The organism is Bradyrhizobium sp. UFLA05-89 (assembly GCF_059803475.1).
Genome location: NZ_JBANBA010000029.1, coordinates 67,475 through 87,746, shown reverse-complemented (window position 1 = coordinate 87,746; position 20,272 = coordinate 67,475). Strand labels below are relative to the sequence as shown.

General features: G+C 63.6%; 20 protein-coding genes. 5 read left to right on the top strand and 15 right to left on the bottom strand.

Going from position 1 to position 20,272, the window contains the following annotated elements:
- Positions 1–352 (top strand): transposase (locus SO139_RS17600; RefSeq protein ID WP_498540304.1); only part of this gene is annotated, 352 nt, incomplete at its 5' end.
- A gap of 569 nt (positions 353–921) precedes the next feature.
- Here SO139_RS17600 and SO139_RS17595 read toward each other — a convergent pair.
- Both SO139_RS17595 and SO139_RS17590 read right to left on the bottom strand, forming a co-directional pair.
- A complete protein-coding gene (locus SO139_RS17595; protein ID WP_449383307.1) occupies positions 922–2,322 on the bottom strand; it encodes a peptidoglycan DD-metalloendopeptidase family protein in 1,401 nt (466 codons plus the stop codon).
- Between the two features lie 109 nt (positions 2,323–2,431).
- Positions 2,432–3,082, bottom strand: a complete 651-nt coding sequence (locus SO139_RS17590; protein WP_449383306.1) for a protein-L-isoaspartate(D-aspartate) O-methyltransferase — start codon at positions 3,080–3,082, stop codon at positions 2,432–2,434.
- Positions 3,083–3,335: 253 nt separating this feature from the next.
- On the opposite strand from SO139_RS17590, the gene SO139_RS17585 reads away from it, so the two are divergent.
- On the top strand, positions 3,336–3,707 hold the full coding sequence (locus tag SO139_RS17585; RefSeq protein WP_284269276.1) for a response regulator: 372 nt from the start codon (positions 3,336–3,338) through the stop codon (positions 3,705–3,707).
- 179 nt (positions 3,708–3,886) lie between these two features.
- Here the strand turns inward: SO139_RS17585 and surE are convergent, their stop codons facing one another.
- The 12 genes from surE to SO139_RS17525 form a co-directional block, all read right to left on the bottom strand.
- On the bottom strand, positions 3,887–4,654 hold the full coding sequence (surE, locus tag SO139_RS17580; RefSeq protein ID WP_449383305.1) for a 5'/3'-nucleotidase SurE: 768 nt from the start codon (positions 4,652–4,654) through the stop codon (positions 3,887–3,889).
- A 129-nt stretch (positions 4,655–4,783) separates the two neighbouring features.
- Positions 4,784–5,155: a hypothetical protein gene (locus SO139_RS17575; protein WP_449383304.1), complete on the bottom strand. Its 372-nt coding sequence runs from the start codon at positions 5,153–5,155 to the stop codon at positions 4,784–4,786.
- A gap of 99 nt (positions 5,156–5,254) precedes the next feature.
- Positions 5,255–6,541 carry a serine--tRNA ligase gene (serS, locus tag SO139_RS17570; RefSeq protein ID WP_449383303.1) on the bottom strand — a complete coding sequence of 429 codons (1,287 nt, stop codon included), beginning with the start codon at positions 6,539–6,541 and terminating at the stop codon, positions 5,255–5,257.
- Between the two features lie 203 nt (positions 6,542–6,744).
- Complete coding sequence (tatC, locus tag SO139_RS17565; protein WP_449383302.1) at positions 6,745–7,551, bottom strand: twin-arginine translocase subunit TatC; 807 nt, start codon at positions 7,549–7,551, stop codon at positions 6,745–6,747.
- Entirely contained in the window at positions 7,548–8,087 is a 540-nt protein-coding gene (gene tatB, locus SO139_RS17560) for a Sec-independent protein translocase protein TatB (protein WP_449383301.1), read from the bottom strand. Before tatB ends, tatC begins: the two co-directional genes overlap by 4 nt.
- 83 nt (positions 8,088–8,170) lie before the next feature.
- Positions 8,171–8,404 (bottom strand): twin-arginine translocase TatA/TatE family subunit, encoded by a 234-nt coding sequence (locus tag SO139_RS17555; protein WP_449383300.1) that lies wholly within the window; start codon positions 8,402–8,404, stop codon positions 8,171–8,173.
- Between the two features lie 166 nt (positions 8,405–8,570).
- Complete coding sequence (scpB, locus tag SO139_RS17550) at positions 8,571–9,314, bottom strand: SMC-Scp complex subunit ScpB (RefSeq protein ID WP_449383299.1); 744 nt, start codon at positions 9,312–9,314, stop codon at positions 8,571–8,573.
- Between the two features lie 18 nt (positions 9,315–9,332).
- Positions 9,333–10,172, bottom strand: coding sequence for a segregation and condensation protein A (locus SO139_RS17545; RefSeq protein ID WP_449383298.1), 840 nt, complete (start codon positions 10,170–10,172; stop codon positions 9,333–9,335).
- A complete protein-coding gene (nagZ, locus tag SO139_RS17540; RefSeq protein ID WP_449383297.1) occupies positions 10,169–11,197 on the bottom strand; it encodes a beta-N-acetylhexosaminidase in 1,029 nt (342 codons plus the stop codon). The genes SO139_RS17545 and nagZ overlap by 4 nt, the downstream gene beginning before the upstream one ends.
- Before the next feature lie 52 nt (positions 11,198–11,249).
- A complete protein-coding gene (locus SO139_RS17535; protein WP_449383296.1) occupies positions 11,250–12,734 on the bottom strand; it encodes an SPOR domain-containing protein in 1,485 nt (494 codons plus the stop codon).
- A 149-nt stretch (positions 12,735–12,883) separates the two neighbouring features.
- Positions 12,884–14,671 (bottom strand): arginine--tRNA ligase, encoded by a 1,788-nt coding sequence (gene argS, locus SO139_RS17530; RefSeq protein ID WP_449383295.1) that lies wholly within the window; start codon positions 14,669–14,671, stop codon positions 12,884–12,886.
- A gap of 9 nt (positions 14,672–14,680) precedes the next feature.
- Positions 14,681–15,889 (bottom strand): deoxyguanosinetriphosphate triphosphohydrolase, encoded by a 1,209-nt coding sequence (locus tag SO139_RS17525; RefSeq protein WP_449383294.1) that lies wholly within the window; start codon positions 15,887–15,889, stop codon positions 14,681–14,683.
- Between the two features lie 109 nt (positions 15,890–15,998).
- Here SO139_RS17525 and erpA point away from each other — a divergent pair, with 109 nt between their 5' ends.
- The gene (gene erpA, locus SO139_RS17520) at positions 15,999–16,328 is read left to right on the top strand and encodes an iron-sulfur cluster insertion protein ErpA (protein ID WP_027527378.1); all 330 of its coding nucleotides are present in this window, start codon (positions 15,999–16,001) and stop codon (positions 16,326–16,328) included.
- 921 nt (positions 16,329–17,249) lie between these two features.
- Here the strand turns inward: erpA and SO139_RS17515 are convergent.
- Complete coding sequence (locus SO139_RS17515; RefSeq protein ID WP_449383293.1) at positions 17,250–17,900, bottom strand: hypothetical protein; 651 nt, start codon at positions 17,898–17,900, stop codon at positions 17,250–17,252.
- A 409-nt stretch (positions 17,901–18,309) separates the two neighbouring features.
- Here SO139_RS17515 and SO139_RS17510 point away from each other — a divergent pair, with 409 nt between their 5' ends.
- Entirely contained in the window at positions 18,310–19,092 is a 783-nt protein-coding gene (locus SO139_RS17510; RefSeq protein WP_449383292.1) for an alpha/beta fold hydrolase, read from the top strand.
- 240 nt (positions 19,093–19,332) lie between these two features.
- On the top strand, positions 19,333–20,235 hold the full coding sequence (locus SO139_RS17505) for a hypothetical protein (protein WP_449383291.1): 903 nt from the start codon (positions 19,333–19,335) through the stop codon (positions 20,233–20,235).
- Positions 20,236–20,272: the final 37 nt, after the last annotated feature.

Genomic DNA, 20,272 nt, shown 5'->3' with positions numbered 1-20,272 from the left:
GGTGCATGAGGCGCTGTCGCGCAATCTGCGTGATCGCAGAGCTGTCGCGCGCTATGCCGGGCTGACCGGCGCGCCGGACGAGAGCGGTAAACGCCGGCGCGAGAAGGGGCTGGCCCGCGCCGGCAACGGCCGTGTCCGCCGCGGCATGATCCAACTGGCCTGGCGTTTTCTGATCTTTCAGAAGGACAGTCGGCTCGCAAAGTGGTTCCGTGAGCGCACCGCCGACGGCCGCAGCACCACGCGCAAAACCATGATCGTGGCGCTAGCGCGCAAGCTGCTCATCGCGCTGTGGCGGCTGGTAACCACGGGGGAAGTGACAGAGGGTATCAAGTTGCGCCCGGCCGGCGCTTGACCCTTCCCTAAACCATATTGACGGTTCGGCAGCCCGGCTTTGCGGTCTGCCGACGACATCCGAGGTGGCGGTGATCCGCAGGACTACATGGGCCTCGTGCCGCAATCCAGAATGGACCCGCCGCCCCGGAGCTTCGCCCCCGATGCGCATGCATGCATCATGGTTCTGATCCCGATCGATCAACCGAATACAAGTCTGCGACGCGATATCGCGTCCAGGGCGGGCTCGCCTCGGAAGTCGTCTTCTTACTGCGCTGGACGTCTGATGGTCCTGACCTCAAGCCTGCCGCCGGGCTGGCGACCGTCAAGGGCTGCGTCGCTACGCGATGGCCTACGGCCACCCTTGACGCCCGCCGCACCACAGGCGGCCAGCCGTCTTGAGGTCAGGACCAGCAGACGTCCGCCTCCTTCGAACAAGGAGATGATCTGAAATGATCTAACAACCACTCATCCTTGACCAAGCCCATACAAGTATTCCAGAGACATCGAGTTCAGCACAACCGCTGCGGCGTACTGCGTCGCCCGGTCAAGCCGGGCGACGACACCGTCCGTGCGGAGGCCAAGTAGGCCTCACGCCCCATTGAGGAATTGAAGCGGGTCAACCGGGTTCGATCCCTTGCGGATCTCGAAGTGGAGCTGCGGCGACGCCACCTCACCGGATTGCCCCGACTTGGCAATGACCTGGCCGCGCTTGATGGTATCGCCGCGCTTCACCAGCAGCTCACTCGCATGGGCATATGCGGTGACGTAGCCGTTGGAGTGCCGAACCAGGACCAAATTGCCGTAACCTTTCAGCTCGTTGCCGGAATAGGCAACGACGCCGTCTTCGGCCGCCTTGACCGGCGTGCCTTCGGGTACCGCGAGATTGATGCCGTCATTCGACTTGCCGTTGGTCTTGGCGCCGTAGCTCGTGATCACCTTGCCGCGCACCGGCCAGCGGAAGGTCGGCAGCGCGCCTGTGGCGTCCGCGGCTTTTGCCGGCGTCTCGGCGGACTTCTCTTCGACGTTGGCGGTGGCTTGCGCCAGCCGCGCGCTCTGCACCGGTGCGGCGGCCGCGACCTTGGTGGCAGGCACGGTTGCGACCGCGGCAGGCTGCTGGACGACGGCGACGGGCGCGGCAGCCACCGCAACGGGGGCAACCGGCGCGGCAACGGCCGCAGTCTTGCCGCCCGGCACGGTCAGCTTGGTGCCGAGCTTGAGCTTGGCGGACGGATCGAGACCATTGGCGCGCGCGAGCTCAGCCACCGGAATGTGGTTCTTGCGCGCGATGCTGGCGAGTGTGTCGCCACGATTGACGAAGTGAGTGCCGGCCGGCGCGCTGACGGCCACAATCGGCTTGGCTGCGGGCGCCGCGACTGGCGCTGCGGCAACCGGCGCCATAGCGGGCGCAGGCGCTGCGGCGTTAGCCGTGGGATGCGGAATGACGATCTGTTGGCCGGGCGAGAGCGTGCGCGGGCCCTTGTAGCCGTTGGCGGCGAGGATCGCCTGCGGAGTAACGTGATAGCGCTTGGCGAGCACGTCGAGCGTGTCGCTGGTGCCGACGATGATCTTGGTCGCACCCGCGGGACGGGCCGCGGCAACCGAGCGCGGCGGCACGGTGCCGGTGGCTTCAAGATGCGGCTGTACCGGTGGCGCATAGGACCCCATGCCACGCCCGCCTCCGGCTACCCCCCCACCGCCTGCGGTGGGATAGGATTGCGGCGCGGCGACGGCCGGCGGCGGCAACGGCTGGGATTGATAATAGCCGGGTTGTGTCTGCGGCCGTGAATATTGCGGCAGCTCACGCTGCTGCGGCGGCGCCTGCTGCACTGTTCCCGTGGAGTCCTGGGAAGCAAAGGGGTTGGAGAAGTTGGATTGCGAAAGCCGCGACGACATATCGGCGCTGCATCCGGCGAAACCGAACGAGATCAGCGCCAGTACCGCGACCTGCGGCACCCGGCGCGAGTAAAGCAACTCGGCAAGAGCGGACATGGTTACTCACTCGTACGCAACTGAACTGGTCTTTTAAGTAAACACGCGCCGAGTAAATAACCGCTTAACCCTCCCAATAAGGTGTTGGCAGCACAGCCGATCCGGAATTCTACAGCTCGCGGGCCACACCAGGCAGCGCCGGGACGAAGCGGACATCGACGAGTTCCCTGCGCTCGACTCCGGTCTCGGTGCGGGTCAGGCGGATCAGGGTCTGCACCCCCTGAAGGGGGCCGACCGGCGCGATCAGGATGCCCCCGACCTCCAGCCGCGCGATCAGATTGTCCGGGATCTGTTCCATCGCGGCGGTGACGATGATGCGGTCGAAGGGGCCGATATTGGCGGGCAGATCGAGACCATCGCCCAGCATCACCTCTACATTGTGGCAGGCGAGCTTCTCCAGCCGGGCGCGCGCCGTATCGGCGAGTTTGCGATAGCGCTCGACCGTCAGGACATGCCGGGCAAGCCGTGACAGCACTGCGGCCTGGTAGCCGGAGCCGGTGCCGATCTCCAGCACGCGATTCTGCTTCTGCAACTGAAGCTGCTCGGTCATGTAGGCAACGACAAAGGGCTGGCTGATGGTCTGCCCGCAGGCGATCGGCAGCGCGCTGTCGCGGTAGGCATCCTCCCGGTCGGCCGCCTCGACGAACAGATCGCGCGGCACCTCCTCCATGGTACGCAGCACTGCCTGGTCACTGATGCCGCGACGTCGCAGCGTGAGCTGAAACATCATTTTTTCCGGCGGATGCTGATTGGAGGTCATTGCTAATGTTTCGTCGCGTTTTCATCTCGGCCGGACCGAACCTGCAGCGTTAGTGCGACCTTCGTCGCAGCCGCGGGATTCTTGTTCCGGCTCAGGAACCCATGATAAACTTCTCTCGCTGCATCTGACCACATAATCTGCTTTACGCGGAATTGGTTATGCTGCCATTTCCGGGCCGGGGTTCGTCCAAACGCTCGTTGCGTCGCATGGTTTTATCTGCGAACGTTTGATGGGAAGGGCAAGGACTCACGGAATGACTGCGACACGGCCTTCGGGCGGTTCTGTTTTCCTCGTCGAGGACGAGGTCATGATCAGGATGATGGTCGCAGACATGCTCGAAGAGCTTGGCTACAAGGTTGCGGCCGAGGCCGGCGACATTGCCGAGGCGATGCGGCTTGCGCAGTCGACTGAATTCGATTTCGCCATCCTCGACGTCAACGTCAACGGCAAGGTGATCTCGCCGGTCGCCGACGTCATCAAGGCCAAGGGTCGGCCCTTCATCTTCGCCACCGGCTACGGCTCGTCCGGCCTGCCCGAGCAGTATCGCGACCGGCCGGCGCTGCAAAAACCTTTTCAGCTCGACGCACTCGGCAAGACCATCGAGTCCGCGCTGCGCGGCGGTTAACGCCGCTCCCATCCGCTGCGATGATGGAATTATGCCGGTGATTTGCCCGACGCGTCAATCCATTTTCGTAAAATACGAAATCGTCACCCGATAGCCCCCGCTACTTTGCATGGGGTTGTTTTCGAGATTCTGCTGGACGGTCGCGAAAGCATCAGGCCAGTGCGTCGGCGAACGCGTCCTTATTTCAGCGTTTCGCCGAGCGCCTGCGAGAAAGCCTCATCGGTGCGATCGAGCTTCAGCGGCGTCACCGAGATGTAGCGCTCGCGCAGCGCGGCGAGATCGGTGCCGTCCTCCGGCAGGTCCATCATCGCGGCACGCTCGAAACCGATCCAGAAGTAGGGATTGCCGCGGCCGTCGCGGCGCTCGTCGATCCTGAGGAAGCCGAGATTGCGCTTGCCCTGCCGCGTCACGCGGATGCCGAGAACCTCTTCCGGCGCGCACGACGGAAAATTGACGTTGATCACGGTATTCCTGGGCACGCCGGCCTTGAGCACCTTGCGCAGGATGTCGGGTCCGAACTTGCGCGCGGTGTCCCACGGCGGACGCTCGCGCGTCTCGGCGCTGAATTCCTGCGACAGCGCGAACGATGGCAGGCCCAGGATGGTGCCTTCCAGCGCGCCCGCGATGGTGCCGGAATAGACGACGTCCTCGGCGACGTTGCGACCCTTGTTGACGCCGGACAGCACGACGTCTGGCAGCGTCGCGCCCAGGATATGACGCGCGCCCATGATGACGCAGTCCGTCGGCGTGCCCCTCACCGCGAAGTGCCGCGGCCCGACTTCGCGCAGGCGCAAAGGATCGTTCAGCGACAGCGAATGTGAGACGCCGGACTGGTCGAGCTCAGGCGCGACGACCCAGACATCGTCGGACAGGGCGCGAGCGATCTCCTCCACGACCTTGAGGCCGGGCGCGTGGATGCCATCGTCATTGGTGCAGAGAATGCGCATGCGTCAGATCGAGTCCTTGGATACGTCTGAGGAGGTCTTATCCGTCTACGGCCGATCAGGCAAACCGGCGAACCGCGGGAGTTTCCGGGCGATTTGGAACTTACCAACGGCAGTCGGCGAACCTCTCGCCTAGCGGCGGATGCGCCATTGCGGCAGGAAGCGCGCCAGCCGGCCTTCCGCTCGCAAGGCGAGCACGACCGGAGGGACAGGTTTTGGCGGTAGCGCGGCGGGGGCCGGCGCAGGCGGCAGCTCAATTGCCGCTTTCGCCGGCGCTGGAGCCGGCGCCTGCGGATAGCGCGTGCGCGCCAGCGTCAGTGCCTTGTCAAAATCCTCGAGATTGAGCCCGGGCTTGGCGCGCCGGCTTTGCACGAAATCGTCATCCCAAAGCCGCGCGATCTCAATGTCGAGCGCGCCGCGCAGCCGCTGGTCGACAGCCTGTATGCCGAAGCCGGTCACGGCCCATTGTCGGCCGATCCAGAAGATGTCGCGGTGCAGGGCCATGAAACGGTCGCCGGAGAAGTCGGACGGCCGTCAGGATAACCGGCCGCCCAATCTTCGCAACCAAACGTTTCCGCGTTACCGGCGGGCAATAATGCCGCCCTACTCGCGCGCGACCACCTTCAGCCCGCCCATGTAGGGTTGCAGCACGTCCGGCACGGCAATCGAGCCGTCCTCCTGCTGATAGGTCTCCATCACGGCGATCAGCGCACGGCCAACCGCGGTGCCGGAGCCATTGAGCGTATGGACGAAGCGCGGCTTGCCGTCCGGCCCGCGCGAACGCGCGTCCATGCGCCGCGCCTGGAAATCGCCGCAGACCGAGCAGCTCGAAATCTCGCGAAACATGCCGCCCTCGCCCTGGCCCGGCATCCAGACCTCGATGTCGTAGGTTTTCTGTGCCGCAAATCCCATGTCGCCGGCGCACAGAGTCATCACCCGGTAATGCAGGTCGAGCCGCCGCAGCACCTCCTCGGCACAGGCGAGCATGCGCTCATGCTCGTCCTTGCTGGCCTCTGGCGTCGTGATCGACACCAACTCCACCTTGATGAACTGGTGCTGGCGGATCATGCCGCGCGTATCGCGCCCCGCCGCCCCTGCTTCCGCCCGGAAACACGGCGTCAGCGCCGTCAGGCGCATTGGCAGCTCCTTCTCGTCCACGATGGATTCGCGAACGAGATTGGTGAGCGGCATTTCCGCGGTGGGAATCAACCACAACCCTTCCCGCGTACAAAACATGTCGTCGGCAGATTTGGGGAGATTACCCGTCCCGTAGGCCGTCTGTTCGCGCACCAGGAGCGGCGGGTTGATCTCGGTGTAGCCATGCTCGTTGGTGTGCAGGTCGATCATGAACTGCCCGATCGCCCGCTCAAGCCTCGCGAGCCCCTTTTTCAGCACGACGAAGCGCGCGCCGGAAAGCTTTGCCGCCGCCTCGAAATCCATATAGCCGAGCGCGGTGCCGAGATCGTCATGCAGCTTTGGCGTGAACGCATAGTTGCGCTTGTTGCCGAACACGTGGTGCTGCACGTTGCCGTGCTCGTCGACACCGTCAGGCACCTCGGCAAGCGGCAGATTGGGGATCGCCGACAGCTCTTTTGCCAGCTCCTCATCTGCGGCCTTCGCGGCCGCCTCGAGCTCCGGCATCGTCGTCTTGAGCTCGGCGACCTCGGCCATCAGCCTGGCCGCGCGCGTCTCGTCCTTCGCCTTCTTGGCCTCGCCGATCTCCTTGGAGGCCGCGTTGCGCCGCGCCTGGGCCTGCTCGGAGGCCAGGATCGCCGCCCGTCGCTTCTCGTCGATCGCCAGGAGCGACGTCGACATCGGCTTCAACCCACGCCGGGCGAGACCGGCGTCGAAAGCTTGCGGATTGTCGCGGATCGTCTTGATGTCGTGCATGGCTGTGGTCCTGGGGCAGCGTGCAAACCGTCAACGCTCATGTTGGCCGTTTGCACCGTGCCTCCCACTACCACAGGCGTCATCGCCCGCGAAAGCGAAAGCGGGCGATCCAGTATTCCAGAGACAGTGCGAGGGTACGGAGAGGTCGCGGCGTACTGGATTCCCCGCTTTCGCGGGGAGTTGACAGCCAAGGATACGGCGCCCTATTCCGCCGGGTTGGCCGAGGACGAAGCCCCGCTCGAAGCCTGCGAAGCCGCGGCCTTCTTCTCCACCATCGATACCGAGATGATCGAACCCTCATAGAGCGCCAGCAAAGGTATGGCGAGCGAGCACTGGCTCAATACGTCAGGCGGGGTCAGGACGGCTGCGATGATGAAGGCGATGACGATGAAATAGCGGCGCTTCTCGCGCAGCATCTTCGACGTGATGATGCCGATGCGGCCGAGCAGCGTCAGGATCACCGGGAGCTGGAAGGCGATGCCGAAGGCGAAGATCAGCGACATCATCAGCGACAGATATTCGCCGACCTTGGGCAGGAGCTGAATCTGTGCGGTCTCGTCACTGCCGGCCTGCTGCATGCCGAGCGAGAAGCGGATCAGCATCGGCAACACGACGAAATAGACCAGCATCGCGCCCAGCACGAAGAAGAACGGGGTCGCGACCAGATAGGGCAGGAAAGCCTGCTTCTCATGCTTGTAAAGCCCGGGCGCCACGAATTTGTAGATCTGCGTGGCGACGATCGGGAACGAGATGAAGCCGGCGCCGAACAGCGCAAGCTTGAGCTGGGTGATGAAATATTCCAGCAGCGCCGTGTAGATGAACTTCGAATTCTCCGGCCCCGCGACCCACACGAACGGCCAGACCAGCACGTTGTAGATCTGCTTGGCGAAGAAGAAGCAGAAGATGAACGCGATGCCAAAGCCGAGCAGCGCCTTGATCAGCCGCGAGCGCAGCTCGATCAAATGGTCCATCAACGGCGCCTTGCTGGCCTCGATGTCGGCGTCGGTCATGACGCTTTGGCGTCCTTGATCGCTTCAGGTAGCGCGGTGTCCTGAACTACAGTGTGTGCCGCCTCGACCTCGCGGGTGATCGCGAGTGGCTCACTTGCCTCCGCATGTGCCTCCGCTTCCACAAAGGTCGCGGGCGTCGGGGCTTCCGGTGTCGTCGGCATCACCAGCGCTTCGGTTGAAGTCGCCGGCGCGTCACTTGACGCCGCCGGTGGCTCGATCGCGGGCGTGGCCGCGGGTTTATCGATATCCTCGATGCGCAGCGCCTCGTTGACGTCCTTCGTGAGCGAGGTCATCAAATTGTTGCCGGTGAAGCTGGAGGCTGCTTCCTTGACCTCGTCGAAGCTCTTCTTGAGGTCGGCCATTTCGGCCTCGCGCATGGCCTCCTGAAACTGGCCCTGGAATTCGGCAGCCATCTTGCGGGCCTTGCCCATCCATTGGCCGACCATGCGCAGCACACCGGGGAGCTCCTTCGGGCCGATGGCAACCAGCGCAACGACCGCGATGAGGACCAGTTCACTCCACCCGATGTCGAACATGAAGTCTTCCGTTCAGGCAAGCCGCGATTGGCCCAATCCTCGACGCACGGGATCGGGACCGCCCACGTCTGCCGATCTTTGGCTCAGACGGCCTTGCTGCCGACGTCGGACCGTGCCGCAGTCGGCGCGGCGTTGTGCTCGATGGACTTGGCGGCGTCGGGCTTGTCGGCAACCTTGTCGTCGTCCTGCATGCCTTTCTTGAAGGCCTTGATGCCCTGCGCCACGTCGCCCATCAGATCCGAAATCTTGCCGCGGCCGAACAGCAGCAGGACCACTGCGATCACCAAGATCCAGTGCCAAATGCTAAGCGAACCCATCCTGCAACCCTCCAAACACGCATGGCCGGGGACCCGGCCGATCTTCACCGAAACCTAGGCTTCGCAGGTGTCAAAAACAAGGACCAAGGCAGCGCCAATTCGCTGTTGGCGCTACGTAATCTGGCTAGTGTTAACTGGTCGCTGCAGTCCGTAGAACGACGGGCCGTCAGCCCTCGTCGCTACCCTCGCCACCGCCTTCCGGCGTCTCCGGTTCCGGCTCTGGCGCCGGGGCCAGCGCAAGGTCCAGATCCTCGCCGGCCTCGAGCGGATCCTCGTCCTCACGCAGCGTCGGGTCGTCCGACGGGGTCGGCACGCTGAAACCGGTCGGCAGACGCGAATCCAGAAGACCCGTGCCCTTCAGCTCCTCCAGGCCCGGCAAATCGCCGAGTTGTTCCAGCGTGAATTGCGACAGGAAATCCTCGGTGGTTCCGAAAGTCAGCGGACGGCCCGGCGTCTTGCGCCGACCGCGCGGCTTGATCCAGCCGGTCTCGAGCAGCACGTCAAGCGTGCCCTTCGAGGTCACGACGCCGCGGATCTCTTCGATCTCGGCGCGGGTTACCGGTTGATGGTAGGCGATGATCGCAAGCACCTCGATCGCCGCACGGGACAGGCGGCGGGTCTCGGTGCTTTCGCGCGTCATCAGCCAGGCAAGATCGCCGGCGGTGCGGAAGGTCCATTTGTTGGCAACGCGCACGAGATTTACGCCGCGCGTCGCATATTCGGCCTGCAACTGCGCGAGCGCAGCCTTCACGTCGACGCCATCAGGCATGCGCTTGGCAAGGGTCGCGGTATCCAGCGGCTCGCTGGACGCAAACAGTAGCGCTTCGAGAAGCCGCAATTCTTCGGGGCGCGCCTGGGATTCGTTGTCCATCGGCTCGACCTCTTCTACCCGAACTTCCGCCAAGGCCATGGCAGCTTCTCCTTTCAACTAACCGACCGGTGCTTCAGGCGCGGGAGGCGCGCCTGGTACCGGTTGATGCCGCCCCTTTCGGAAATAGAGCGGCGCGAACGCCTCTTTCTGGTTCAGTTCCAGCTGGCCTTCCCTCACCAGTTCGAGCGCGGCGGCAAAGCTCGAGGCGAACACCGTCGCACGCTGCGACGGATCGGCGACGTAACGGATCAGGAAATCGTCGAGACGACCCCAATCGTCCGATTCAGTAAGCCCCCCGACCAGCCGCTCCAACGAGGCGCGCGCTTCGGCGAGCGACCAGACCGTGCGCTTCGCGAGATGCACGCTCGCCAGCACACGCGACTGCCGCTGCGTGGCGTAGGCCGTGAGCAGGTCGTACAGCGTCGCGGTGTATTTCGGATGCTTGACCTCGGCGATCTGTTCGGGCTCACCGCGCGGAAAAATGTCGCGCAGCAATTGCTGCCTGTTCATCAGCCGGTTCGCCGCTTCGCGGATGGCCTCGAGCCGGCGCAGGCGATTGGCGAGCGCGGTGGCCATTTCCTCTGCGCTCGGACCTTCCGCCGTCGGCGGTTCCGGCAGCAAGAGACGGGATTTCAGGAAGGCCAGCCATGCCGCCATCACGAGGTAGTCGGCCGCAAGCTCGAGCCGGATCTTTCGCGCGGCCTCGATGAAGTGGAGATATTGATCGGCGAGCGCCAAGATCGAGATCTTGGCGAGGTCGACCTTCTGCTGTCGCGCCAGCGCGAGCAGCAGATCGAGCGGGCCCTCATAGCCCTCGACATCAACGACCAGCGCCGGTTCGCCCTCGGCGAGCTCGGCGGGCCGCCCGGTTTCAAACGATAGGATTTCTGCCGTCATGCGGATGCCGCGTTCGCCTGTGCGATCAATGCGTCGAGTTCAGCCCTTGCAGCCGTACGGTCGAACGGCTGCGGAGCCTTGCGGGCGGCCAGCGCCCTGTTCGCGCGCTCCAGCGCCTTGCCCGACAATTCGGGCGTTTGGCCGGCGACCTCGTGCATTTCCTCGATATTCCCGTTGCAATGCAGGACCATGTCGCAGCCGGCTGCAAAAATCGAACGCGTTCGCTCGGTAATGGTGCCCGCCAATGCATTCATCGACACGTCATCACTCATTAACAAACCGTGGAACCCGATCACGCTACGAATCACCTGCTGAACCATTGTCGCAGATGTCGTCGCCGGATGGGCGGGGTCGAACGCGCTAAACACAACATGTGCGGTCATCGCCATCGGTAGGTCTGCCAATGGCTTGAACGCGGCAAAATCGGTTTGCTCCAGCTCATCCCTCGGCGTGTCCACCGTCGGCAGCCGGAAATGCGTATCAGCCGTCGCCCGGCCATGACCGGGGATGTGCTTCAGCACCGGCAGCACGCCGCCCTGCTCAAGCCCGTCCGTGACCGCGCGGGCGATCGCGGCGACCTTGGCCGGTTCGGTTCCATAGGCCCGGTTGCCGATCACGGCGTCGGCGCCCGCGACCGGCACGTCGGCAAGCGGCAGGCAGTCCACGGTGACACCGAGATCGGCAAGATCCGCCGCGATCAGCCGGGCGCTGAGACGCGCGGCCGTCAGCCCAAGTGCCGAATCAATGTCGTAAAGCGTTCCGAACAAAGCGCCGGAGGGATAGACCGGCCAATGCGGCGGTCCCAGCCGCTGCACCCGTCCACCCTCCTGGTCGATCAGGACGGGAGCATCCGGAGAGCCCGCGACGCCGCGCAATTCCTGAACCAACGTAGCGACTTGCGCCGGGGCCTCGATATTCCTCTTGAAGAGGATGAAACCCCACGGACGTTCGGCACGGATAAAATCCCGCTCAGCGGCGGTCAATTCCGTTCCGGATACGCCGGTAATGAAGGCCCGCGTGCTCATAGTCGCCGATTAACCGTACCCCGCTAGGGGGTCAAGGAAACGGCCGATAATACTACGGGATAAAGCACTGACCGCCGGCGGTCTTCAGCTCGGTGCAGAACTGAACGGCTTCCTGACGGGTCCGGTACGGACCGACCATGGCGCGGTACTTCACCTTGTTGTCGGCCAGATCCACCCGCTTGATCACGGGCGAACGGGATCCCAGAGCCGACGGGAACTTACCCTGGAGCACGCGGAAGGAATCCCGCGCCGCGGATTCGGTGTCCTGGGACGATATCGAGACCATGTAGCTGGCGCCGCCCTCAGCCGCGGCCGGAGCGATCTGCGTCGGATTGGTCGCAGCCAGCCGGGTCGGCGGCGCGGACGGGTCCGGCGTACCGCCCTGCGGTGCCAGCGACATCGGCTGGTTGGCGCTGGCATTGGCCGAGGTCGGCGGATTGTGTGGCGCGGCCGGCACGGCTGCTGCCTTTGGAGCCCCGGCCGGCTTGGCTGCAGCCGCAGCCGGCGCGGACGTGCTGTCGGTCTGATCGCCCTTCACCGAAAGCGTCTTGATCTTACGCGGCTCGCTGTTGGGCATCGTGCCGTTATTGGGCGCGACGGCTGGCGGCGGCACGGTTGATGGTGAGACACTCGCAACCGGCGGAGGATTGGCGTTCGGATTGAGCGGCGGGAAGACGACGCGCGGGCCGCCGGACCTGGCGTTGACGTCGATCGGCGCTTCCTCGCGCGGCACGATCTTTTCGCCGCCATCACCGGTGACCATGCGATCCGGCACCTTGGCGGAACCGTCGGCGGGCGCCGGCACGACCTTGGTCGGTGTGTTGTCCGCCTTGATGATCGGCGGCTCGCCGCTGCGGGGCGATCCCAGGTAGGTCTTGTAGGCGAAGGCGCCACCGGTTCCGACCACGGCCAGCGCAAGGATGGCCGCAACGGTGATCAACCCGCCGCGCTTCTTCTGCGGAACCTCATCCTCGAGCTCATCCTCGGGATATTCGCTCTGATAGGCGTAAGGATCGTTTGGATAGGACGGATCGCGCTGGAAATCCTGCAGACTCGCCTCGAGCTGGCCATAAAGCGCATCGTCATAGCGCGACGGATCGATCGGATCGTCGTGCTCCGGATAGGCCTGGGACTCCTGGTAGTCCGGCTCAGGCGCAGGCGGCTGTGGCGAGAAACGCTGCATCGGATGCACCGGGTTCACCGCAGGCGCGTAGCTCGGCTGCTCGGGCGCAACCGGCTGGGGCTGAACGTTGGCACGCCGCATCCAGGATGGCGGACCGGGCGGCGGTGGCGGCTCGTGATAATGATCTTCGTAGCTGTCGGGCGCATAGCTTTGCGCAGGCGGCTGATATTGCGCGGGCGCCGGCGGAGCTGGCGGCCTCGCGGCGGGCCGGCCCTGCGAACCGAATGGATCGGTCTGGCCAATCAACCGGGCGAGTTCGGCCAAGGGATCGTTTTCCGCCCCGCCATGCTGGTCGCCGCCGCGACCATAGTCATCGGAAGGATACGGTCTGTCCTGATATCGTCGATCGGCCATCGTGATGATGCGTCCCCTCCGGGAAAGCCGCCAGTTCTCGACCCGAACAGCGGCCTCCACCCACAAGGCATTCAACCAAGTCGCACTACGCAAGCGAGCCGGCTTCTGCCGGTTAGCCCCTCATATTCCCTGAAGTAGTTCGCCCCAAACTACCGCATCTCGTCCGGGGCATGGACGCCGAGAATGGCGAGGCCCGATGCCAGGACCGAGACGACGCCCTGGACCATTGCCAATCGCGCCTTTGTAAGCTGTGCATCATTATTGATAATGAAGCGTAAATAGGGCAGATCGCGCCCCTTCGTCCAAAGCGCGTGAAACTCGCTGGCTAAATCATAGAGATAAAAGGCAATTCGGTGCGGCTCATGGGCCGTGGCGGCAGCTTCCACGGTCCGCGGAAAAATTGCGAGTCGGCGCAATAAGTCGAGCTCCACCGGGTCCGACAGCCGTTCCAGCGCGGAGTCGAGCAGCCACGCGATTCGGACGTCGGTCGTCTCCGGCAGGTCTGGAAATACCTCCGCCCTTGCGTTGCGGAAGATCGAATGGCCGCGGGCGTGGCCGTACTGGACGTAGAACACGGGGTTGTCGCGCGACTGCTCGATGACCTTGGCGAGGTCGAAATCGAGCACTGCATCGTTCTTGCGGTAGAGCATCATGAAGCGCACGGCGTCCCGACCGACTTCATCCACGACCTCACGCAAGGTGACGAAGTCACCGGCGCGCTTGGACATCTTGACCGGTTCGCCGTTGCGCAGAAGCTTTACGAGCTGGACGATCTTGACGTCGAGCGCGGCCTTGGTGGCCGTGACCGCCTTCACCGCCGCCTGCATGCGCTTGATATAGCCGCCGTGATCGGCGCCCCACACGTCGATCATGTCGGCAAAGCCGCGATCGAACTTGTTCTTGTGGTAGGCGATGTCGGACGCGAAATAAGTGTAGGAGCCGTCCGACTTCATCAGCGGACGATCGACATCATCGCCGTAAGCCGTTGCCTTGAACAGAAGCTGCTCGCGGTCTTCCCAGTCCTCGACCGGCGCGCCCTTCGGCGGCGGCAGGCGGCCCTCGTAGACATCGCCTTTCGCCCGCAGGAAATCGATGGTCGCGGCAACCTTGTTGTTACCGCCCTCGATCAGCGAGCGCTCGGAAAAGAACACGTCGTGGCGGATGTTGAGTGCGGCAAGATCACCCTTGATCTCGTCCATCATCATCGCGATCGACCTTGCGCGCACCGTCGGAAGCCATTGGGCTTCATTCAGCGAACGCAGCTTGTCGCCGTGCTCCTTCGCCAGCGCCGCGCCGACCGGCTTGAGATAGTCGCCGGGATAGAGGCCCTCGGGGATCGGGCCGATGTCCTCGCCGAGCGCCTCGCGGTACCTGAGGAACGCCGAGCGTGCGAGCACGTCGACCTGGGCGCCGGCGTCGTTGATATAGTATTCGCGGGTGACGTCGTGGCCGGCGAAATCGAGCAGGCTTGCCAGCGCATCGCCGAACACGGCGCCGCGGCAATGGCCGACATGCATCGGCCCGGTCGGGTTTGCCGAGACGTATTCGACATTGACCTTCCCGCGCCCGCTCAGGCGGCCGTAGCTGGCCCCCTCGCGCAGCAATGTGCGCAGCGCTTCGGCCCAGGCGGACGGCCTGAGCGTCAGGTTGATGAAACCTGGTCCGGCCACATCGACCTTGGCGATCAACGCATCCGCACGCAGACGCTCGGCGATCTGCTCGGCGAGATCGCGCGGCTTCGCCTTGGCCTCTTTCGCCAGCACCATCGCGGCATTGGTCGCCATGTCGCCATGCGACGGATCGCGCGGCGGCTCGACCACCACACGCGAGAAATCGACGCCTTCCGGCCAGTTGGCTTCCGCCGCGAGCGCTCGGCAGGCGGCGTGCACGCGCGTGAGCACGTCGGCGAAGAGATGCAGCGGGGGAGTGTCGGCCATGGCCGCCGCCTAACGCAAATCCGGGGTCGAGTCAAAGAGCCGCTGGTGCTCGGTCAGGGCGAAACGGTCGGTCATTCCGGCAATGAAATTGCCGATCCGGCGCGCCCTGCCCGCCTCATCGTCAGCCTCCGCCCCGGCCAGCCATTCCGGCGGCAGTTCGCCGGGCGAGGCCTGGTATTTCGCGAACAAGTCGAACAGGATCTGTTCCGCTTCCCCCATAACCCGCATCACCCGCTTGTGACGGTACATGTGCTGATAGAGGAAGGTCTTGATCGCCGCCTCCTCGCCCGCCATGGCCGGCGGGAACGTGATCATCGCCCGGGTCTGCTGGCGTACGTCCTGGGCCGATTGCGGCTGGATCGTCGCAAGGTTGGCCTTCGCCTCGGCGAAGACGGCGCCGATCAGATGAGAAATGAGCTCACGGACGAGCTCGGCGCCGCGCCTGACATCCTCCAGGTTTGGATAGTGCGCACCGATCTCTGCGATAATCTCGGCCATCAGCGAAATCGCCTTGAGATCATCAACCCCAAACAGCCCTGCCCGCAGGCCGTCGTCGATGTCATGGGCGTCATAGGCAATGTCGTCGGCGATTGCCGCGACCTGCGCCTCCAGCGAGGCAAAGCTCCAGAGCTCCAAATCGTACGTCTTGACGTAGTCGGCGATGCCGACGGGAACGCCATGCTCGCGATAGCGTCCGACCGGCGCTCCGCCGCGATCGGTCAGCGGGCCGTTGTGCTTGACGATGCCCTCGAGCGACTCCCAGGTCAGGTTGAGGCCGTCGAATTCGGGATAACGGTGCTCGACCGATGTCACAACGCGCAGGGTCTGGGCGTTGTGGTCGAAGCCGCCATGGTTCTTCAGGCAGGCATCGAGCGCCCGCTCGCCGGCGTGCCCGAAGGGCGGATGGCCAAGGTCGTGCGCGAGCGCCAGCGTCTCCGTGAGGTCCTCGTCGAGCCCGAGCTGCCGGGCCAGCGCGCGGGCGATCTGTGCGACCTCCAACGAATGGGTCAGGCGGGTACGGTAGTGGTCGCCTTCGTGGAACACGAACACCTGGGTCTTGTACTTCAGGCGGCGGAAGGCGGTGGAATGGATCACCCGGTCGCAATCCCTGCGGAACGGGCTGCGGGTGCGACTCGGCGGCTCCGCGACCAGCCGGCCGCGGCTGCGATCGGGATCGCAGGCATAGGGCGCACGGGGGGCAGCCATTCCGACGGACACGGTGAATTTAGTCCCTATCCATTTGATTCTGCGGACCCTTGCACTTAACTATGACGGACGCGGGATACCAAATGAATTGGCTATGACGCGGGACTATCGGAGTGGAACGATGACGACTGCCGTGACCATCAGCGACCGGGCCGCGCGCCGGATTGGGGAGATCCTCAAGGGCGAAGGCACCGGCGCCATGCTGCGGATCTCGGTCGAGGGCGGCGGCTGCTCGGGCTTCCAGTACAAGTTCGACATCGAGCGTGACCGCACCGACGACGATCTCGTTATCGAGCGCGACAATGCGGTCGTGCTGGTGGACTCGGCATCGCAGCCGTTCCTGGCGGGCTCCGAGGTCGACTTCGTCGACGACCTGATCGGCGCCTCCTTCCGCGTCAATAATCCCAACGCCACCGCGTCCTGCGGCTGCGGCACGAGCTTCTCGATCTAGCCCTTCTGCTTCAAGAAACGATCTGAGTTCTCATCCTGACGGCCTGTGAGGTTTTCTCGTCATTCCGGCGCGCGACGAAGTCGCGAGTCCGGAGTCGATCGGGCCGCATGGCCGCGCAATGGATTCCGGGCTCCCGCTTCCGCGCGCGCCCCCATTGCGCACTCGCGCAATGTGGAATGAGGAAGGGAGAGAGCGAAGCCCCTGCGCTCAGTCCCTCATCCTGAGGAGGCCGCGAAAGCGGCCGTCTCGAAGGATGACCACACCTGAGAGCCGGGCTTCATGGTTCGCACGACGATGCATCGCCCGGCGATGCGCTTCGCGCTCCTCACCTTGAGGTACCAGTAAGACTAGCCCAAATCAAAATCTGAAAAACAACCCCATGCAAAGTAGCCGTCAAGCCACGATGCATTTCTGACTTTACGAAACCCGTTTGACACGTCGGGCAAATCAGGGGCAATCTGTGATCGTCGCCAGAGCCGCAAAGTCGGGTGCGGCTAGCTGATGACTCGGCGTGCTGAGACCGGTTCAGGCACGTGGGCCGAGAGCACGAACAGCGCGTATCGTGGTCAAGCTCACTTTCGTCCATTCCCTCGTCAACTATGTGCAGCGTCTCACCGCGTCCCTGCAATAGCCGCACTGTGTTTCGATCAAACCGCTGGAATTGCCATTCTCCAAATCTGATGGGCTTGATCGGCGCCAAGCCGGAGCAGTGCAATTCGCGCCGATTGATCGCGATAGCCGCCGGCGACAAGAACGAGGTCGCCTTCGGCGCGCACCGCGATGGGTTTCGCTTTCGCTCTACCCATCCTACGGGCTGCGAACCAGTCGCCAAAAGCCATGCAGCCTCGAAAGGAAAAGGGCCGTCACTACATAGGTTTTCAGTGCCATAATCCCATCTCCGCCCGCCCTACCGGCGCTTGCTCACCGAGGCGTGGAGCGACCGTCAGCTTCCTTGCGCAGCCAAGCTTGATACGTCTCGACGAGCCCAGTGCCGAACATTTGCGCCACCCTTTTCACCTTGGCCACCGTGTCATCGCAAATGTCTTGGAAGCGGCCGAATTCGTGCGTCCGTTGGACCTCATCATGCGCAGCGCGAAGCTTGTCGCGAAGTGCGAGAATGACGGGCTGTCCGGTCTTGGCAAGATGTTGAACGATCTCTCCCGTACAGATCGGTATATCAAGAATGGAGGCAGTTCTCGCGTCCTCCGCAACGAGCATCGTGTTCCATTCATCGTAGGGGTTGAGACCCAGATGGTAGATGAGAAATTCGCCGGCGTCGCCGTTCCAGCAATTGTCATGAAGGAGCCACAACGCGCGCAAATGAAGATTGTCGTACCCATCCGCCGAAGCCTTGGCCCGGAGCTGATGAATGCGTGCGTCGACTGCCTTGCGGCCTTGCTCGATCATCCTCGCCACATCGTCATGCGTGACGCGAAGATTACTGGGATGATCCGGCTTTGCGCCAATCCTGGCGAAAAACGCCGCGTATTCTGGATCATCCCATAATTCGGGCGGAACAACATGTTTCCCTGGCTCAGGCGGGCGTCGTCGTCCAAAACCTAAAATGGCCATGTCTGCGCTCCCATCGAACGTCACCGGCCAGCGGAACATGACCGACATTACCTGCCGGTAAAGGTGAGCAGGCGATGGACACAGTGCGGTTAACGATCAGTCACACTTTTCGATCGCATTGAGACCGCAAACGAGCCGAAAGCCGCCTGACCGACAGCCATGGCGCCATGGGCGTAGTGGACGCTGTCAAAGGGTAAGCGGAACACCTGCGAAATCGGGAAGACAGCGCCCATGAGGCATAGCGCAAGATCGCAGGCCGTCGCAGATTGCCGATTAGAGCGCTTGGCCGGTCGCGGCGTCATAGCGCCATGGCGAAGCAATAGTGCCCATCTTCATCGGCCGCGGGCGCCACTTAGATTAAGGTCTCGCCATCGACACCTGGGCGCGTCGGTGAATACGGAGATGATCCATGAAACTCGCACATGACGGCATCCAGCTATCCTTCGACATCGCCGGGGCGGGACCGCTTCAATTCCTGTTCGTCCATGGCCTGGGCGGGGATCGCACGCATTTTGCGCCGCAGATGGAGTATTTCGCCCGTCAAGGTCGCGCGTTGAATGCCGAGCTGCGGGGGCATGGTGAGAGCGACAAGCCGCAACAGCCGTATTCGATCGAAGGCTTCGCCGATGATCTCGTCTGGCTGTGCAACCGACAGCAGATCACAAAGCCGGTCATCGTGGGTCAAAGCATGGGTGGCAACATGGCGCTCGAAATCGCCGCCCGCTATCCGGACTTTCCTGCAGGCCTGGTGCTGCTCGATTCAGGAGTGCTCTTCCCTGCCTCAGCAGGGACGGTGTTCGCCGGGTATCTGGAGGGCTTAAGGGGCGCGGATTTTGCGGACGAGGTGCTGAAAATTGTGGCGGACTCCTGTCTGCCGACCGACAGATGCCGCGCCCATGTTGAACAGACCTTCCTGGCGACGCCACAACACGTGCTGGTGTCCACGTTTACAAGTCTGTTCCCCTGGGATGTGCATCGGGCGCGTGAGTGCGCCCAGGCGTGCCGGGTCCCGGTGCTCTACATCGAAGCGGCCCATCGGCTTGCGGATCTGGATCGTTTTGCAGCGCTGTGCCCGCAGCTGGTCACGGCCAAGGCCGTCGGCTCCGGGCATTTCCTGTCGCTGGAAGTGCCGGAGCAGATCAACCCGATGATCGACCGGTTCATCTCGCTCTATGTGCGAAGACCCGAGTAAGCTTCGTCGCTGCGGGGCATTGCGGCGGATCAATCAGCGCGAAGCAATCTGGAGCCCACGGAAATACGATCGCCGAATGGTGCCAATTCCTGATAACGGTCTCGGCGTCTTGCCCCCGAACAGTGGCGAGCGGATTGGGATAGCCGTGCTCCGATCCGCCGTTCATGATAACGCCACGGAGAACCGATAGCGCCCATCTTCATCGGCTATGGCGCGCCAATAGCGGTAGTAAATTATCAAATGCATATTATCGATCGTCTGTTCTCTTGCCTCGTTCTATTCCTTGCAATCGCAGCCGTCCCGGTGCTTCCCGCGTTCGCTGCCGAAACCTGCCCATTCATCAGCGCCCAGGAGCTCACCGGCGCGATGCCGGCGCTCAAATGGTCGCTGATTTCAAATCAGGACGGCCGCGGCTGCATCTACCAGGGCGGGCGCGGCGACACGATGATGTTGACCGTGTTCCGCAATCCCGACAAGGATCGCGCCAAGGAATTGTACGCGACTTTCGTCAAGACGCTTGGCGAGCGCATGCCGCTCAACGCAATGTCGGGGATCGGCGACGAAGGCCAGGGTGGAACGAGCGCCGCCGGCGCGCAGCGCCAGGAGGCCTCGGTCGTCGCCTTGTCCGGCGATTACATTCTGCAGATCAGCGTCTATCCGATCGGCCGGCGTGCAGACGATGCGCTGCTCGGACCGCTCACCGAAGTCGCGCGCGTTGCCATCGGCAACGTAGGCAAGACCAGCGAGCGGTTCGGCAATTGCGAATGGCTCACTACCGCGGATGCCGACGGCTTTCTCGACAACAGCACGCTTGTCGTCCAGCGGACCGGCGCGGGCAGCTGCATGATGTTCGATCGCGAGGGCAACACCATGGTCGTCGCGGTGATCGCGATCTCGCGCGACACCGTCATCAGCATGATGAAACGCACGGACGCGTGCCAACACGTGGCGATACCAGAGCTCGGCAGTGAAGCGTTCGGCGAGCATTCCTGCACCAAGGGCAACGGCAACGCCGTCAACATCTATGTCTGGAAGAACGGCAGGCAGGCTTCGATCCTGTTCGCGCCGGTCAAGCCGCATCCGGAGTCCGGCTCGGTCGAGCGCCTGAGGGCGGTCGCCGGGCGAGTCTATGGAAAACTGTAACGCGTAAGCTCCCGCGCCATCGACCACCACCATCTTC

Coding starts and splice junctions, on each gene's coding strand:
- erpA (WP_027527378.1), top strand. CDS start 15,999: ATGACGACTGCCGTGACCATCAGCGACCGGGCCGCGCGCCGGATTGGG.
- surE (WP_449383305.1), bottom strand. CDS start 4,654: ATGCGCATTCTCTGCACCAATGACGATGGCATCCACGCGCCCGGCCTC.
- tatC (WP_449383302.1), bottom strand. CDS start 7,551: ATGACCGACGCCGACATCGAGGCCAGCAAGGCGCCGTTGATGGACCAT.
- SO139_RS17555 (WP_449383300.1), bottom strand. CDS start 8,404: ATGGGTTCGCTTAGCATTTGGCACTGGATCTTGGTGATCGCAGTGGTC.
- tatB (WP_449383301.1), bottom strand. CDS start 8,087: ATGTTCGACATCGGGTGGAGTGAACTGGTCCTCATCGCGGTCGTTGCG.
- SO139_RS17535 (WP_449383296.1), bottom strand. CDS start 12,734: ATGGCCGATCGACGATATCAGGACAGACCGTATCCTTCCGATGACTAT.
- SO139_RS17585 (WP_284269276.1), top strand. CDS start 3,336: ATGACTGCGACACGGCCTTCGGGCGGTTCTGTTTTCCTCGTCGAGGAC.
- SO139_RS17595 (WP_449383307.1), bottom strand. CDS start 2,322: ATGTCCGCTCTTGCCGAGTTGCTTTACTCGCGCCGGGTGCCGCAGGTC.
- SO139_RS17575 (WP_449383304.1), bottom strand. CDS start 5,155: ATGGCCCTGCACCGCGACATCTTCTGGATCGGCCGACAATGGGCCGTG.
- SO139_RS17515 (WP_449383293.1), bottom strand. CDS start 17,900: ATGGCCATTTTAGGTTTTGGACGACGACGCCCGCCTGAGCCAGGGAAA.
- SO139_RS17590 (WP_449383306.1), bottom strand. CDS start 3,082: ATGACCTCCAATCAGCATCCGCCGGAAAAAATGATGTTTCAGCTCACG.
- scpB (WP_449383299.1), bottom strand. CDS start 9,314: ATGGCCTTGGCGGAAGTTCGGGTAGAAGAGGTCGAGCCGATGGACAAC.
- serS (WP_449383303.1), bottom strand. CDS start 6,541: ATGCACGACATCAAGACGATCCGCGACAATCCGCAAGCTTTCGACGCC.
- SO139_RS17510 (WP_449383292.1), top strand. CDS start 18,310: ATGAAACTCGCACATGACGGCATCCAGCTATCCTTCGACATCGCCGGG.
- nagZ (WP_449383297.1), bottom strand. CDS start 11,197: ATGAGCACGCGGGCCTTCATTACCGGCGTATCCGGAACGGAATTGACC.
- SO139_RS17545 (WP_449383298.1), bottom strand. CDS start 10,172: ATGACGGCAGAAATCCTATCGTTTGAAACCGGGCGGCCCGCCGAGCTC.
- SO139_RS17505 (WP_449383291.1), top strand. CDS start 19,333: ATGCATATTATCGATCGTCTGTTCTCTTGCCTCGTTCTATTCCTTGCA.
- argS (WP_449383295.1), bottom strand. CDS start 14,671: ATGGCCGACACTCCCCCGCTGCATCTCTTCGCCGACGTGCTCACGCGC.